The organism is Ancylobacter sp. Lp-2, from assembly GCF_020523795.1.
Taxonomy (GTDB): domain Bacteria; phylum Pseudomonadota; class Alphaproteobacteria; order Rhizobiales; family Xanthobacteraceae; genus Ancylobacter.
Genome location: NZ_JAJALI010000008.1, coordinates 173,513 through 189,928 on the forward strand (window position 1 = coordinate 173,513; position 16,416 = coordinate 189,928).

The window sequence follows — 16,416 nt, forward strand, 5'->3', positions numbered from 1 at the left end:
GGTCGATGCCGGTCGGGCCGCTTCCTAAATAGTTGCTAAGCGGTGCGCCGGCCTCCTAAGACTATCCTAAGCTGCGCGATGGTAGTCCGGGGCGGGGGAGGGCGCATGATCGAGGCGGAGGTCGCGACCTTCATCGAGGGGGCGGTGATGACGATCCTCGCCTCGCGCGACGCCGCGATGGTCGCCGCCATCGGGCGCGGCGTCGGCACCCGCCGGATCGATGCCGCCACCTTCGAGACGCTGGTCTCCCGCGCGCAGTGGCCGCATCTGCTCGCCAATCTCCAACCCGCCGCACCGCTCGCCGTCACTTTCGTGCGGGCGGAGGATTATCGCTGCTACCAGATCAAGGCCGAGGTGACGGGGCTCGCCGAGGCCGGCGAAGAGGATCGCGCGCGGGCGCTCTCCTACATCGCGGCCATGTCGGCACGGCTCGGCGCGCTCGAGGTGCCGCCGCGTCCCATCACCGCCTGGCTGACCGATCGGGACCTCCTGCGCATCGCCTATCGCCCGCTGGCGCTCTATGCGCAGACCCCGGGACCGCAGGCGGGGCAGCGGCTCGCAGGGCGGACACAGGGCGGAGGCGTGGCATGAGCCCGTGGCTCGATGGCAGGAACCTGTCGGACCTGCGCGCCTGCTTCGACGGCGTCATCCCCTCCATCGTCGCCACCGTCGACGAGGCGGGCGTGCCAAACGTGTCCTATCTCTCGCAGGTCTACTATGTCGACGAGGCCCATGTGGCGCTGTCGAACCAGTTCTTCTCCAAGACCGCACACAATGTCGCGCGGCGCCGGCGGGCGACGCTGATGGTGGTGGATGCCGCCAGCGGCGACCAGTACGTCCTCGACATCGAGCCGGTGCGCCAGGAGAACGACGGCGAACTCTTCGCGCGCATGTCGGCGCATCTCGATGCGCTGAGCTCCCGCGACGGGCTCGGCGGGGTGATGAAGCTGCGCTCGGCGGACGTCTATCGCGTGCATGCCGTCACCGCCGTTCCCTCGCCGGGGGCGATCGAGATGCCGCCCTCGGCGCCGCCGCGTGCGGTCGCGCTGGAGCTCCTTGCCGCGCTGGCCGCCGAACTCGCCGCCGAGCCGGATGCCGGCGCCATGCTCGACCGGGCGCTGGAGGGGATCGAACAGGCGCTCGGCGTCGCCCATGCCATGCTGTTGGTGTCGGACGAGGCGGGCGAGCGGCTGGTGACGCTGGCGAGCCGCGGCTACCCGCAGGGCGGTGTCGGCTCGGAGGTGGTGCTGGGCGAGGGAGTGATCGGCCTCGCCGGCGCGTCCCGCCGGCCGGTGCGCATCGCCGATATGAGCCGGGGCCGGCGCTATGTCGCCGCCGTGTCGGCCGGGCAGGCGGAGGTCGAGCGCCACATCGTGCTGCCGGGGCTCCCGATGCCGCAGAGCCAGCTGGCGGTGCCGTTGCTGCGGCAGGGGCGGCTGATCGGCGTGCTGTTCGCCGAATCGACCGAGCGTTCGGCTTTTTCCCATGAGCATGAGGCGGCGCTGTCGCTCATTGCGCTGCCGCTCGCGGCGGGTCTCGGCCTGCGCGACGAGCCGGAGGCACCGAAAGCCGTCGCGGCGCCTGCGCCCATGCCGGTGGGCCATGGCAGCTTCCGCCTGCGCCATCATCGTTTCGACGACGCGGTGTTCCTCGACGATGCCTATCTCATCAAGGGCGTCGCCGGGCGGTTGCTGATGCTGCTGGTCGAGGGGTATCGGCGGGACGGCCGCACCGAATTCGCCAATCGCGACATACGCCGGGCGCCGGAGCTGAAGCTGCCGGACCTCAAGGACAATCTGGAGACCCGGCTTCTGCTGCTGCGCCGGCGGCTGGAGGAGAAGCAGGCGCCGTTGCGCCTCGTTCCCGCCGGTCGCGGCCTGGTCCGGCTGGAGGTCGCCGGCACGCCCGTCATCGAGCGGGCCGGATAGGCGCCCGCTGCGGCTGGCGGCGGAGCTCAGCGCCGCTTCAGGGGAGCGACCTTCAACATCGGCTCCATGTCGAACCCCTTGAAGGCACGGTCGGGGCGCAGGCGTTCGAACTCCGCCAGCCCGGTCTGGTAGGTCGGCTGGAACGCCATCTGGAAGTCCAGCGGGCTGGTCAGGTCCCGCCATTTGAAGGGCAGGTCGATCTGGTAGCCGCCCCAGAAGCTGAAGGGGACCCCATAGGCGAGCGCGATGACCGCAGCGTGCATGGCGTTGGCCATGACGAAACGCGCGGAGACGATGCTGTCGATGAATCTCTCGCAGGCTTCCACGGTGTTGGGGATGGTGGGCCGCAGGACGACGGCGTCCGGGCAGCCGTCGAGGTCCTTCGGCGTGGGGTCGCGGTGATGGATGTGGGGCACCCACAGCACCTTGCCCGAGGTCGCGGGGTCGACATTGGGGCGATAGAACTGCGGCAGGATCAGTGCCGAATCTCCGAGCGGGGTGCCTCGGGGCAAGCCCAGAACATCGCGGGTCAGGGTGCCCCGGGCGCCGAGAACGATCGCCCGGAGGGCGAGCGCGGGCATGAGCGGCTGCTCGGTGCGCTGGCCGCATCCCCAGAAAATGGCCTGGCCGAAGCCGTCACCCTTCTCATAGCCGTTGGCGCTCGCGCGCCAGATGCGCTTGTCCTCGATGACGCTGCCGACAAGGTAGAGCGCCCCGAAGCTGAAACGGCTTCGAGCCTCGAAAATCCGGTCCATGTACAGCAAGGTGAGGGAATCGCCGAAATTCCCTATTTCCTCACCTTGCTTCCAGAAATTTATGGATAGTGGTGCGTGGTTTTCCATAAATTCGTATCAAATATTCTAGAAATATTAGATAAATATTCCGTCGAATGTATAGGCAATCGTCGGGTGGCGGCGGAGCCGGTTGCTAGTCGATTGATGCCGCCATCTCCGCTTTATTCCTTGCACGGATGCTTTGCGGCGGCAAATGGAGGGGCTGATGGCGAGCGGCGGGAGGCTGGTGCGGTTCATTCGCCTGCCGCCGATCCTGGCCGATGGCTGGTCAGCATCGCACCTCGCACCGGAGCGGCGCGAGGTTGGCTTTCTCGTGTCGGGTGAAGAGAGCGCGCCGGTGGCGCGCAGCCTCGCCGAAATGGGCTGCGCGCAAAATGGACCGCCGGCAGGAGCCGGGCATACGCCGGCACGCCGCCGTCGGGCGTGCCGGGGGCTATGCGGTCAGCGCGGCAGCACCGAGGCGCCCATCAGGAAGGTGTCGATCGAGCGGGCGGCCTGCCGGCCCTCGCGGATCGCCCACACCACCAGCGACTGGCCACGGCGCATGTCGCCAGCGGCGAACAGCTTCGGCACCGAGGTGGCGTAGTCCTGATCGTCGGCGGCGACATTGCCGCGCTTGTCGCGCGACAGGCCGTCGAGCGCCAGCATGCCCTCATGCACCGGATGGATGAAGCCGAGCGCGATGAAGACGAGATCGGCCTTGATGTGGAACTCGGTGCCGGCGATCGGCTGGCGCTTGGCATCGACGCGGGCGCACTTCACCGAGGTGATGTGGCCCTTCTTGCCTTCCATGCCGAGCGTGGCGGCGGCGAATTCGCGCTCCGCGCCCTCCGCCTGCGAGGAGGAGGTGCGGAACTTGGTCGGCCAGTACGGCCAGATCGCCAGCTTGTCTTCCTTCAGCGGTGGCACCGGGCGGATGTCGAGCTGGTGGACGGACAGAGCGCCCTGGCGGAAGGCGGTGCCGACGCAGTCGGACGCGGTGTCGCCGCCGCCGATGACCACGACATGCTTGCCCGAGGCGAGGATCGGCGCCTCGGCGGAGACGTCCTCGCGGCCGAGGCGGCGGTTCTGCTGCACCAGATAGGGCATGGCGTAGTGCACGCCGGCGAGCTCCTGGCCGGGCAGCTCCGGGTCGCGCGGATGCTCGGAGCCGCCGCACATCAGCACGGCGTCGTGGCTCTCCAGCAGCGCGTCGAGCGGGCGGTTGACGCCGACATTCACGCCGTAGTGGAAGGTGACGCCTTCACCTTCCATCTGCGCGACGCGCCGGTCGATATAGTGCTTCTCCATCTTGAAGTCGGGGATGCCGTAGCGCAGCAGGCCGCCGGCCTTGGGCTCGCGCTCATAGACATGCACCTCGTGGCCGGCGCGGGCCAGCTGCTGCGCGGCGGCCATGCCGGCCGGGCCGGAGCCGATGACGGCGACCTTCTTGCCGGTCTTGTGCGCGGCGGGCTCCGGACGGATCCAGCCCATCTTCCATGCCTTGTCGGCGATGGCCTGCTCGACGGTCTTGATGGTGACCGGCATGTCCTCGAGGTTCAGCGTGCAGGCTTCCTCGCAGGGGGCGGGGCAGATGCGGCCGGTGAACTCGGGGAAATTGTTGGTCGAGTGGAGGTTGCGCGTCGCCTCCTCCCAGTTGCCGTTATAGACGAGGTCGTTCCAGTCCGGGATCTGGTTATGGATCGGGCAGCCGTTCGGCCCGTGGCAGAACGGAATGCCGCAATCCATGCAGCGCGAGGCCTGGTTGGCGACTTCCGAATCCGGCAGCGGCAGGGTGAATTCGCGGAAATGGCGAATGCGGTCGGACGCCGGCTGATACTTCGCCTCGCGCCGATCGATTTCGAGAAACCCGGTAACCTTACCCATCGCGCCCTCTCGTCGGAGCACCGCCACTCTGGAGGCGTTCCAGCTCCGCAGCCAGATACATCAATTGTGCCATTTGGAAAATGACGACGCGGCGCAGAGGCCGCGTCGCGAGCCGCGCCGGAGATCCCTACCGGACCCCCGGGCGACCCGCGCTCGCCTTGTTCGGGCGGGCGCGGGGCGTCGGCCTATTCGGCCGCCTGCAGCCCGCGCGCTTTTTCCATTTCGCGCAGCGCCCGCTGATACTCGACCGGCATCACCTTCACGAACTTGCTGCGATAGTCCGCCCAGTTGTCGAGGATGGTCTGGGCGCGCTGCGAGCCGGTGTGGTGCAGATGCTGGGCGATCAGCTGGTGCAGGCGTTCCTCGTCGCCATGGCCCATATCGGCCATGATGTCGATGCGGCCCTTGAACTCCAGGTCGCCGCCATGGTGGTGCAGGCGCTCGAGCAGGTCTTCCTCCTCCTCGACCGGCTCCAGGTCCACCATGGAGAGGTTGCAGCGCTTCTTGAAGCTGCCGTCCTCGTCCAGCACATAGGCGACGCCGCCGGACATGCCGGCCGCGAAGTTGCGCCCGGTCTGGCCGATCACCACCACCACGCCGCCGGTCATGTACTCGCAGCCATGGTCGCCGGTGCCCTCGACCACCGCGATGGCGCCGGAGTTGCGCACGGCGAAGCGTTCGCCGGCCACGCCGCGGAAATACACCTCGCCGGCGGTGGCGCCGTAGAGCACCGTGTTGCCGACGATGATCGAGTTCTCCGGCACGATGGCGGCGTTCTCCGGCGGGCGCACGATGATGCGGCCGCCCGACAGGCCCTTGCCGACATAGTCGTTGGCCTCGCCGACCAGCGTCATCGACACGCCGCCGGCGAGGAAGGCGCCGAAGGCCTGGCCGGCGGTGCCGGTCAGATGGATGTCGATGGTGCCGTCCGGCAGGCCGGCCTCGCCATAGCGCTTGGCCACCTCGCCCGACAGCATGGCGCCGGCCGAGCGGTTGATGCTCTTGATCTGCGTGTCGATGCGCACCGTCTCGCCATGCTCGATCGCCGGCATCGCCTTCTCGATCAGCGTGCGGTCGAGCACGTGATGGATCGGGTGGTTCTGCTTCTCGCTGTGGCGGATGGCGACGTCCGGGCCGACCTGCGGCTTGGCGAAGATGCGGCTGAAGTCCAAACCCTTGGCCTTCCAGTGGTCGAGCGCCGGCTTCTGGTCGAGCCATTCGGAATGGCCGATCAGCTCGTTGAAGGTCTTCACCCCCAGGGAGGCCATGATCTCCCGCACTTCCTCGGCGACGAAGAAGAAGTAGTTGATCACGTGCTCCGGCGTGCCCTTGAAGCGCTTGCGCAGCACCGGGTCCTGGGTGGCGACGCCGACCGGGCAGGTGTTCAGGTGGCACTTACGCATCATGATGCAGCCGGCCGCGATCAGCGGCGCGGTGGAGAAGGCGAAGTCGTCCGCCCCCAGCATGGCGCCGATCACCACGTCGCGCCCGGTGCGCAGGCCGCCGTCGACCTGCAGGGCGATGCGCCCGCGCAGATTGTTCAGCACCAGCGTCTGGTGCGCCTCGGCGAGGCCGATCTCCCAGGGGGAGCCGGCATGCTTCAGCGCGGTGAGCGGGGAAGCGCCGGTGCCGCCCTCGAAGCCGGAGATGGTGATGTGGTCGGCGCGCGCCTTGGCGACGCCGGCGGCCACCGTGCCCACCCCGACTTCCGAGACCAGCTTCACCGACACGTCGGCCGCCGGGTTGACGTTCTTCACGTCGTAGATCAGCTGCGCCAGATCCTCGATCGAGTAGATGTCATGGTGCGGCGGCGGTGAGATCAGGCCGACGCCCGGCGTCGAGTGGCGCACCTTGGCGATCACCGCGTCGACCTTGTGGCCGGGCAGCTGGCCGCCTTCGCCGGGCTTGGCACCCTGCGCCATCTTCAGCTGGATCATGTCGGCGTTGACGAGGTAGTCCGCGGTCACGCCGAAGCGGCCGGACGCCACCTGCTTGATCGCCGAGCGCATGCTGTCGCCGTTCGGCAGCGGCTTGAAGCGCGAGGCCTCCTCGCCGCCTTCGCCGGTGTTCGACTTGCCGCCGATCCGGTTCATCGCGATGGCGAGCGTGGTGTGCGCCTCGCGCGAGATCGAGCCGAACGACATGGCGCCGGTGACGAAACGCTTGACGATCTCCGCCGCCGGCTCGACCTCGTCGAGTGGCACCGGGGCGTGGCCCATTTCCTCCGCGTCGCGGATGCGGAACAGCGAGCGGATGTTCAGCGTCTTGTCGCCGGTCTCGTTCACCAGCTTGGCGAAGGTGCGGTACTTGTCCTGGGCGTTGCCGCGCACCGCGTGCTGCAGCACCGCGACGGTCTCCGGATCCCAGGCGTGCTCCTCGCCGCGCAGGCGGTAGGCGTACTCGCCGCCGACGTCGAGCGCGGTGCGGAACACCGGCGCGTCGCCGAAGGCGTCGCGGTGGCGCATCGCCGTCTCCTCGGCGATCTCGGCGAGGCCGATGCCGCCGATGGTCGAGGCGGTGCCGGAGAAATACTTCTCCACCAGCGCGGTGTTGAGCCCGACCGCGTCGAAGATCTGCGCGCCGCAATAGGACTGGTAGGTCGAGATGCCCATCTTGGACATCACCTTCAGCAGCCCCTTGTCGATCGACTTGATGAAGCGCTTGACGATCTCGTACTCGTCGACCTCCTCAGGGATGTCGACACGCATGTCGATCATCGTCTCGAAGGCGAGATACGGGTTGATCGCCTCGGCGCCGTAGCCGGCCAGGCAGGCAAAGTGATGCACTTCGCGCGCTTCACCCGTCTCCACCACGAGGCCGGCGGCGGTGCGCAGGCCCTTGCGGATCAGGTGATGGTGCACGGCGGCCGTCGCCAGCAGCGAGGGAATCGGGATGCGGTCCGGCCCGAGGAGGCGGTCGGACAGGATGATGATGTTGTAGCCGCCATGTACCGCCGCTTCGGCGCGCTCGCACAGGCGCTCCACCGCGTCTTCCATCCCCGCCGCGCCCTTGTCGGACGGGTAGGTGATGTCGAGCGTGCGGGTGTCGAAGCGCTCCTCCATGAAGCCGATGGAGCGGATCTTCTCCAGGTCGGCATTGGTGAGGATCGGCTGGCGCACCTCAAGCCGCTTGCGGCGCGAATTGCCTTCGAGGTCGAAGATGTTCGGCCGCGGCCCGATGAACGACACGAGGCTCATGACGAGCTCCTCGCGGATCGGGTCGATCGGCGGGTTGGTGACCTGCGCGAAGTTCTGCTTGAAATAGGTGAACAGCGACTTCGACTTCTTCGACAAGGGCGAGATCGGCGTGTCCGTGCCCATCGAGCCGACCGCTTCCTGCCCGGTGGTCGCCATCGGCGCCATCAGCAGCTTGAGGTCTTCCTGCGAATAGCCGAAGGCCTGCTGGCGGTCGAGCAGCGACACGTCGGTGCGGACTTCCCGCGCTTCAACCGCGCGGAGCTCTTCCAGCACCAACTGGGTGCGCTTCAGCCACTCCTTGTAAGGGTGCTTGCGCGCCATCTCGGTCTTCACCTCGTCGTCGGGGACGAGGCGGCCCTCTTCGAGGTCGATGAGCAGCATCTTGCCCGGCTGGAGCCGCCACTTGGTGACGATCTCCTCTTCCGGGAAGGTCAGCACGCCCATTTCCGAGGCACAGACGATCTTGTCGTCCTTGGTCACCATGTAGCGCGCCGGCCGCAGGCCGTTGCGGTCCAGCGTGGCGACGATCTGCCGTCCGTCGGTGGCGACGATGGCGGCCGGGCCGTCCCACGGCTCCATCAGCGCGGCGTGGTACTCGTAGAAGGCGCGGCGCTCCTCGTCCATCAGCGGGTTGCCGGCCCAGGCTTCGGGCACGAGCATCATCGCCGCGTGCGGCAGCTCGTAGCCGCCCTGCACGAGGAATTCGAGCGCGTTGTCGAAGCAGGCGGTGTCCGACTGCCCCTCATAGGAGATCGGCCACAGCTTGGAGATGTCGTTGCCGAACAGCTCGCTGTCGACGGAAGCCTGGCGGGCCGCCATCCAGTTCACATTGCCGCGCAGCGTGTTGATCTCGCCGTTATGGGCGACCATGCGGTAGGGATGCGCCAGCGACCACGCCGGGAAGGTGTTGGTCGAGAAACGCTGGTGAACGAGGGCCACCGCGCTCTCGAAATCCTCGTCGTGGAAGTCGGAGTAATAGGTGCCGAGCTGGTCGGCGTTGAACATGCCCTTGTAGACGATGGTGCGGCAGGACAGCGACACGACGTAATAGCCCGCCGTGCGCGGGTCCTTGGCGTCATAGATGGCGTTGGACACCACCTTGCGCAGGATGAACAGCCGGCGCTCGAAATCGTCCTCGCTGGCGGTCGCCTCGCCGCGGCCGATGAACACCTGCACATGGCCGGGTTCGGTCGGCAGCACGGTGTGGCCGAGATGCGAGTTGTCGGTCGGCACCTCGCGCCAGCCGAGCACGACCTGGCCTTCCTCGACGACGACGCGCTCGAAGGTCTCGCGGACGATCTCACGGCCTTCCGCCTCGCGCGGCAGGAAGACGTGGCCGACGGCGTAGTGGCCGGGCTCGGGCAGGGTGAAGCCGAGCTTGGCGGCTTCCTTGGCGAAGAACTTGTGCGGGATCTGCACCAGCATGCCGGCGCCGTCGCCGGCGCGCGGGTCCGCGCCCACGGCACCGCGATGCTCGAGGTTCAGGAGGATCTGCAGCCCGTCCATGACGATCTGGTGCGACTTGCGGCCCTTGATGTCGGCGATGAAGCCGACGCCGCAGGAATCCTTCTCGTTGCGCGGGTCGTAGAGGCCCTGCGCCACCGGGAGGCCCGGATCGATCACGGTTCGCGCGATGGCCGGATCTTTGACGATGGCGCGGTCCGTCGTGGCCGGACGGACCGAACCCTCAACGAAACTCGACGTGGCCATGCCGCCAAACTCCTCGCTCATCGGAGCCTCCTATTTGCTCGCCTCGCCGGTGCGCATGCCGAGACATCCCGGCCCCGCGGGGCTCACTGCCCGCAAGCATGCACACCAGCCTCAGATTACGCTAGCATCGACTGTGCCATGCGGATGATGTCTCCATCGTGCAGAGCGCCAGCCTATCTGCCTAATAGGACAGTATGGTTGTCCTATCAATGCCGAAGATGCCAGAAAGCGTGCGCGCGGACAAGCGGGAGATAACACTTTAGACGCGGCATTTTTATCTCTTGTTGCGAGATCTGCCTATAACGCGCAATCAATGCCAATCGGAAGGTGGGGTGGACGCAAGCCAATTGCCCGCCCGGTGTCGTCGAGGTGCCGTAGCGAGCCGGGGGATTCCGCGGCCGGCGACGGTCTCAGCGGCGCCGCATTCCCCGGCTTTCATGGTTCACGATTGGTAAAGCGCTGATCTTCAGCTGAATCTGTCTGGAACGCGGTTCGATGTCCAAGCTGCCCGCCCTGAAATGCCTCCGCCGCGCCGTCGCTCTGCCGGTGCTCGCCGCCGTGCTCGCGGCGGGCGCCGCGCTGCCGGCACAGGCGCAGGTCTATTACCGGCCCTACGCGCCGCCGCCCGGCTACGTGCCGGCGCCCCGCTATGCGCCGCCGCCGCCGCTCTATCCCGCGCCGGGCACGGTCTATCGTCCGGCGATCGCGCCGCCCTATGCCCCGCCGGTGATGCCGCGCGCCGACATGCGGCCGATGCTCGGCTCCATGGGGCTCAGCAGCATCTCGCGCCCGCGCACGGATGGACAATATTATGTGAGCGAGGCGACCGATGCGATGGGGCGCCGCGTGCAGGTGCGGGTGAACGCCTATACCGGCACCATCGTGTCGATGCAGCCCATCGGCCCCGCGGTGCCTCCGGCTGTCGGCCGTGCCCCCATGCCGGTCACCAATGTCCTGCCGCCGCGCAAGCCGCCGCTGCCGGCCTCGCCGATCACGCCGCTTTCCACCAGCCTGCCGGAGGCCGGGGCCTCGACGCCGGGCGGCGAGTTGCGCGCCGTCGATCCCATGCCGTCGGCGATCCCACCGGTCGCGCCGCCCGCCGGCGGCGGCGCCTCGGCGGCGCCCGCGAATCCGTCCGTCGCGGCGGTGCCGCCTGCCGCCACATCGCCTGTCGAGGCGCCGGCGGCGGTGAAGCCGGGCGAAACGGCGGTGCGGGTCATTCCCGGCGTGGCGACCCCGCCCAATGCGACCCCCGTCACGGCCGCGCCGGCGGCGAACGCCCCGGCTACCGCGACGCCGACAGCGAACGCACCCGCGGCGTCGCCCGAGGCTGCACCGAAGGCGCCCAACGTGCTGGAAGCGCGGGCCGGCGTGTCCACCGGCGCCGGCGCCGGAGCGGCGGAAGTGCCGGCTGGCACTGCCTCGGTGCTGGTGCGCGAGGCCAACGAGCCGCCGCGCCCGACGCCCAAGCCCCCGGTCCAGTAGGTCGGCGCCGCGAGGATCGCCAAAACAAAAGCGCCCCGGTTAGCCGGGGCGCTTGTCTATCTGCCTGACGTGGAGGCGGTCCGCCGCTGAGGCGGCGGACAGGGCCGGTTACGCGGCGACCTTGGCGTCGATCACCTTGGGGGCGGCCTGCGAGGCCGTGCCGGAGGTGATGGCGATCGAGCGGGGCTTCAGCTTCTCGGGGACCTCGCGCACGAGGTCGACATGGAGCAGGCCGTTGGCGAGCGAGGCACCGCGTACCTCGACATGATCGGCCAGCTGGAAGCGGCGCTCGAAGGCGCGCGCGGCGATGCCCTGATAGAGCACCTCGCCGGATTTGCCGGTCTCGTCCGCCTTGCGCTCGCCACGGATGGAGAGCGTGCCCTCCTTCACGTCGATGCTGAGATCCTGGTCGGTGAAGCCGGCGACCGCGACGGTGATGCGATAGGCGTTCTCGCCGGTGCGCTCGATATTATAGGGCGGGTAGGTGCCGGCATCGACACCGCCGACCTGGTCGAGCAGCGAGAACAGCCGGTCGAAGCCGACGGTCGAACGATAAAGCGGGGAAAGATCGAACGTACGCATGGCATATCCTCCTGTGAAGCGACATGCAGGGGGGCGGACCCTCTCGCCTGAGCCGGGTCCGGGTTGCGTGCCGCCGTCATGGCCGGCACAGTCTGGAAATGGGGCAGGCCCGGCGTTTCGCAAGGGCGGCTCCACGAAAACCGCCGCCACGAAGATGAACGGCGGATGAACGGCCGGCTCGGCGGTAATTCAGTTCGACTTCCTTAATCTTTCCGTGCGGATGGGCGTGCGGCGGTGGCCGGCGGTCAGGATCGGGAGGCCAGGCGGTGATGGCGATGCTGCGCGTGCTGTTGGTGATCCTGCTGGCATTGCCGGCGGGGCTGACGCTCGACGCGCGGGCTAAGGCCGTCGCCCAGACCATCGCGCAGGCCATCGGTCCGTCCGGTGGCCCGTGGTCGGCGCCCTATGGGCGCGGCGGCCCGCCGCCCGGTCCCTACGCGCCTTATGAGACGCCGCCGGCTGGCGGGGGGCTCGACGGCGAGGCGGCGGCGCGGATGCTGCGCGCGCGCGGCTTCTCGGACGTCTCGGTGCTGCGCCAGCGCGGTCCCACCATCCTCCTGGAGGCCAACGGGCCGCGCGGCGAGCGGGTGCGGGTGGTGGTCGATGCCGCCTCCGGAGCGATCAGCGGCATGAAGGTGATCGGCTTCGGCGATCGGCGCTACTGACCGGCGGACGCTACGGAAAGCCATCACGAAACTGTCACGAAGGCTTGCCGAAGTCTTTGCCGGCTTGTGATTCGGCATGGTTTTCGCTACTCACCTCTGCCGTTTCCTGCGAAGGTTTCCCTACCCCGAAATGCAACTCTTCAGCACCCCCGAAAACCCCGTGCCCGAAGGTGCCGAGAGCGGCATGCTGCGCACCGCCGACGGCGTGTCGCTGCGCTATGCCTATTGGCCGCGCCCGGCGGCGCGCACGCGCGGCACGGTGTGCGTGTTTCCGGGGCGTACGGAAAAGATCGAGAAGTATTTCGAGACCGCCGAGGATCTGCGCGGGCGCGGCTTCGCGGTGGCGGTGCTGGACTGGCGCGGCCAGGGGGGCTCGCAGCGGCTGCTGCGCAACCCGATGAAGGGGCATGTCGGCCATTTCGCGGATTATCAGCGCGATCTCGAAGCCTTCATGCGCGAGATCGTGCTGCCGCAGTGCCCAGGCCCCTATTACGCGCTCGCCCATTCGATGGGCGCGGCGATCCTGCTTGAATCCGCCTTGCGCGACACGCGCTGGTTCGAGCGCATGGTGCTGTCGACGCCGATGCTGGACCTTGCCATGGTGCGCCATGAGCGCGCGGCGCGCCGTACCGCCCGCGTCCTCAACGCGGCCGGCCTGTCGCGGGTCTACGTCCCGCACAATGGGCGGCTGCGTGCCGGCGAACTGGTGTTCGAGGGCAATCGCCTGACCTCCGATCCGGTGCGCTTCGCGCGCAACCTCGCCATTTGCGTCGAGCATCCGGTGCTGCGGGTCGGGCCCCCGACCATCGGCTGGGTGAAGTCGGCCTTCGAGCAGATGGACCGGCTCACCGATCCCGCCAGCGCCCGCCTCATTCGTCAGCCGCTCCTGATGGTGGGGGCCGGGGCCGACAAGGTGGTGTCGACGCCGGCGATCGAGCGGCTGGGCAGCCGCCTCATTGCCGGCACGCATATCGTGCTGCCGGGCGCGCGGCATGAGCTGTTGCAGGAGCGCGACGAGTTCCGCCAGCCCTTCCTCGCTGCCTTCGACGCTTTCATCCCGGGCAGCGCCGCCGCAGCGGCCTGATCCGGGACGGCCAGCCGGATCCCGGTGCGTTGGATTCGGGCGCGGGAGCGTCCTGCGCGCGGGCCTCAGCCCTCCGCCAGCACCTTCAGCGCCTGCTCGTGCACGCGGCGGTCGCCGGCGGCGACGATCCGCCCGCCGCCCGTGGCCGGGTTGCCTTCCCAATCGGTGATGACGCCGCCGGCGCCCTCGACGATGGGGATCAGCGCCGCGATGTCGTAGTCCTGCAATTCGGTCTCGATGACGAGATCGACATGGCCGGCGGCGATCATGCAATAGGCATAGCAATCGCCGCCATAGCGCGGCAGCCGCACCTGGCGTTCCACCTCGCCATAGCGGGCGCGGTCGGTCTCCTTCATCAGCCGGGGGCTGGTGGTCATCAAAAGCGCCTCGTCGAGGCTGGCGCAGGGGCGCACCGACAGGCTGCGGGCACCGGCCGGGCCGCGATAGCGCGCCGTCATGCCATCGCCGAAGAAGCGCTCGCCGACGAAGGGCTGGTGCATCATGCCGTAGACCGGCGTGCCGTGGTGGGCGAGGCCGATCAGCGTGCCCCAGGCCGGCAGGCCGGCGATGAAGGATTTGGTGCCGTCGATGGGATCGAGGATCCAGACATATTCGGCATCGAGATTCTCGTTGCCATATTCCTCGCCGCGCACGCCATGTTGCGGAAAGGTCTGGCGGATGAGGTTGCGCATCGCTTGCTCGGCGCCGCGATCGGCGGCGGTTACCGGGTCGAAGGCGGCGCCGGGCTTCTTGTCCTCGACGCCGAGAGCGGTGCGGAAGAACGGCAGGATGACCTGGCCGGACACCGTGGCGAGCTCGTGCACGAAGCCTTCGAAATCCACGGCGCTCATGCGACCCTACTCCGTTCTGCCGCCGCCGATGCCGCTCGGCGCTGCGTCTTCCATATCGGCCGCGGTGGCGGCCGGCAATCGTCCCGGCGGGGCCGGCGGGCGAGCCGTGGGGCGGACGGTAGGTAACATTGAGTCCCGCACATGGCGGGCGGCTCCGCGGCACGGTCCGAGCCCTGCAGAAAATGCATGGCTGCCATTCCGGCAAGTCCAACAATTAGGCATGCCCGGCAATTGCCAGCGGAGGGTGAACCTGCCATATTATTGCAGTGCGGCGAGGCAATTGGCGTTGCCTAGCCGTCGCCCTCCTTGGGCGTTTCCTCCCTAGACTTGGGCCGCTCCGGCAACGTGAGCGGCCCCTTTCTTTTGTCCAGGGCTTTGATTTAGAACGATTTTCTGAATCTCCTCCCGTTTGTGGGTTCTTTTCCGCCTCCGGTGCCGTCATGGTGGCCGCAGCGGCGCTCCTCCCCCGGCAGCTTCCCAATTCCGCTTCGATGATCACTCGGCAGGCAGGCGCGCTCCGGGCGCGTTTTGCGTCACTTGCGCGTGAGATGCGACGGTCGGCTTTCGTTTCTTTCGTTTGCCCCTTGCGTCAGGCGCCGGTCTCCGGCATATTATTGCAATGCGGCGGCGTGATTGGCGTTGCGCTGCCGTCGCCCTCCTTGGGCGTTTCCTCCCTAGACTTGGGCCGCTCCTTTGGGATGCGGCCCTTTCTTTTTTCAGCCGCCCTTCGCGCCGGCCATGGGCCCGCGCTGCCGGCTGCAGCCCCCCGGCCGCTGCCGGCGTATACTTTCCCGCCGCCATTCCCGCTCATTCGGCCATCCGAGCTCTTCCGACCCCATCTGGCCGGTCGTCGGCCATGCGTGCAGCGAGGGGCGTGGAGCGGAAGGGCGAGTGTCTGCAGCCTGGAAAGGGAGGCGCGGCTCGATCCGCGCTGTCCCGTCGGATCGGTGGATCGAGGTTCCCGTGCGCTCGGCAACCGTCCTGCGTCCTTTCCGCCGACCCGCCGCGGGCATCGTGCCGGCTCATTCCTCCTCGCGCATCGATGGCGCGCGGGCGCGGCTGGGTGCGGGCGAGGGGAAGGCAACTCCTCATCGCCCGGACTTTCGCGATCCGTCGCCGGCATGAGCCGACGCCCGCAGGTCCAGCCGGGTCTCCAGATCGCGCTGCTCATCGCGGCCGGCGTCCATTCCGCATCCGCCCTACCGTCATCGCCAATCTGCATCGTCGACGCCTCCCTCTCGGCGCGTCAGGCAGTTCGGCGCGCGTGGTTACGAGAGGAGGGGCGGCGACCAAGTCCTCGTCGCACCGGAAGGGGACGGTCTTGTCGGCGGGCAGGGCCTGACACCCACACTTCCCTCCGAATGGCCCACTCGCCGGATCCCGCTGCTCGTCACGGTCGGCCACCGTTCCACACCCCCCAACCTTCGCCGTCCTTCCGTTCCCCGTGCTCAGCCTCGAGAGCGCAGCAGCGGATGGTGTGGATGGTCGCGAGGGCAGGGCGGGGCAACCGTCATCGCTTTGACGACTCGGCAACGGGGAGCGGCAGCCGAGCCGAATCTACCGTGACGGTCCCCGCTTTCCCGGCCGACGCCCTGCCGCATCCTCACATATGCGGCGCTGTCGCTACCATCTTGGCCGCTGTTGACGGCTCGTGAGACGGGTGATGCGGGCGGGGAAGGGTGGGGCGGGGGATGACGTCCTCATCGTTTCAACCGTCCGAGGCGAGCGGAATTGCGGCCATGTCGAAGAAACGTGGCCCTCGCGAGTCCGTAGTGACAACGCCTGCTTAGGCCTCTGGCGCCGCCCCGCATCCTCGCGTGTTCTCGCTATCTGTGTCGTAGGCGCCTCCGTCGTCGTGCTCCTTCAAGGATGGGCGGAGGCGTGCTGGTGACGCGGCAGGAAGGCAGGAAGGCAGGAAGGCAGGGAGGAAGGCCAGGGCAGCTCCTCCATCGCTTCGGCTTCTGCAATCTTCGTCGCCAGCAGGGGGCGTTGGACCGCGTTTTATGCCGGACCGGTTGGCCGGATGCTCGTCATAGCCGGACGACTTCCATGCTCCCCGCGCGCGTCGCCGCATATCATTCGTCGTTTTGGTATCATCGTCCGTCAGCCCCCGCGCTCGCCAGGCAGGTGGAGGCGGGTGGAGACGGTTGGTGCGGGGGGGGCAAAACGGAAGGGTGGGCGGGCGATGCCATTCTCATCGCTTCGGCCGTTCGAGGCGAGCGGCGCCGCGGCCGGGCCGAAGCTCCGGCGACGC

At 68.3% G+C, this 16,416-nt stretch carries 10 protein-coding genes; 5 read left to right on the top strand and 5 right to left on the bottom strand.

The window, feature by feature from the left end; all coding sequences use genetic code 11:
- Positions 1-105 precede the first annotated feature (105 nt).
- Positions 106-591 carry a hypothetical protein gene (locus tag LGR54_RS19570; RefSeq protein ID WP_230363644.1) on the top strand — a complete coding sequence of 162 codons (486 nt, stop codon included), beginning with the start codon at positions 106-108 and terminating at the stop codon, positions 589-591.
- Positions 588-1,928, top strand: coding sequence for a GAF domain-containing protein (locus LGR54_RS19575; RefSeq protein ID WP_230363645.1), 1,341 nt, complete (start codon positions 588-590; stop codon positions 1,926-1,928). The genes LGR54_RS19570 and LGR54_RS19575 overlap by 4 nt, the downstream gene beginning before the upstream one ends.
- A gap of 26 nt (positions 1,929-1,954) precedes the next feature.
- Here the strand turns inward: LGR54_RS19575 and LGR54_RS19580 are convergent, their stop codons facing one another.
- The 3 genes from LGR54_RS19580 to gltB form a co-directional block, all read right to left on the bottom strand.
- On the bottom strand, positions 1,955-2,770 hold the full coding sequence (locus LGR54_RS19580; RefSeq protein WP_230363646.1) for a polysaccharide pyruvyl transferase family protein: 816 nt from the start codon (positions 2,768-2,770) through the stop codon (positions 1,955-1,957).
- A 393-nt stretch (positions 2,771-3,163) separates the two neighbouring features.
- Positions 3,164-4,588, bottom strand: a complete 1,425-nt coding sequence (locus LGR54_RS19585) for a glutamate synthase subunit beta (RefSeq protein WP_230363647.1) — start codon at positions 4,586-4,588, stop codon at positions 3,164-3,166.
- Positions 4,589-4,773: 185 nt separating this feature from the next.
- Positions 4,774-9,516 carry a glutamate synthase large subunit gene (gene gltB, locus LGR54_RS19590; protein ID WP_230363648.1) on the bottom strand — a complete coding sequence of 1,581 codons (4,743 nt, stop codon included), beginning with the start codon at positions 9,514-9,516 and terminating at the stop codon, positions 4,774-4,776.
- Between the two features lie 474 nt (positions 9,517-9,990).
- Between gltB and LGR54_RS19595 the strand changes: the two genes are divergently transcribed.
- Positions 9,991-10,980 (top strand): hypothetical protein, encoded by a 990-nt coding sequence (locus LGR54_RS19595; protein WP_230363649.1) that lies wholly within the window; start codon positions 9,991-9,993, stop codon positions 10,978-10,980.
- A gap of 108 nt (positions 10,981-11,088) precedes the next feature.
- Here the strand turns inward: LGR54_RS19595 and LGR54_RS19600 are convergent, their stop codons facing one another.
- Positions 11,089-11,562, bottom strand: a complete 474-nt coding sequence (locus tag LGR54_RS19600) for an Hsp20 family protein (RefSeq protein ID WP_230363650.1) — start codon at positions 11,560-11,562, stop codon at positions 11,089-11,091.
- Between the two features lie 269 nt (positions 11,563-11,831).
- On the opposite strand from LGR54_RS19600, the gene LGR54_RS19605 reads away from it, so the two are divergent.
- Both LGR54_RS19605 and LGR54_RS19610 read left to right on the top strand, forming a co-directional pair.
- A complete protein-coding gene (locus LGR54_RS19605; RefSeq protein WP_230363651.1) occupies positions 11,832-12,227 on the top strand; it encodes a hypothetical protein in 396 nt (131 codons plus the stop codon).
- 130 nt (positions 12,228-12,357) lie between these two features.
- Positions 12,358-13,311: an alpha/beta fold hydrolase gene (locus tag LGR54_RS19610; RefSeq protein ID WP_230363652.1), complete on the top strand. Its 954-nt coding sequence runs from the start codon at positions 12,358-12,360 to the stop codon at positions 13,309-13,311.
- A 65-nt stretch (positions 13,312-13,376) separates the two neighbouring features.
- Here the strand turns inward: LGR54_RS19610 and hisN are convergent, their stop codons facing one another.
- Positions 13,377-14,162: a histidinol-phosphatase gene (gene hisN / locus LGR54_RS19615; RefSeq protein ID WP_230363653.1), complete on the bottom strand. Its 786-nt coding sequence runs from the start codon at positions 14,160-14,162 to the stop codon at positions 13,377-13,379.
- Between the last annotated feature and the right edge of the window lie 2,254 nt (positions 14,163-16,416).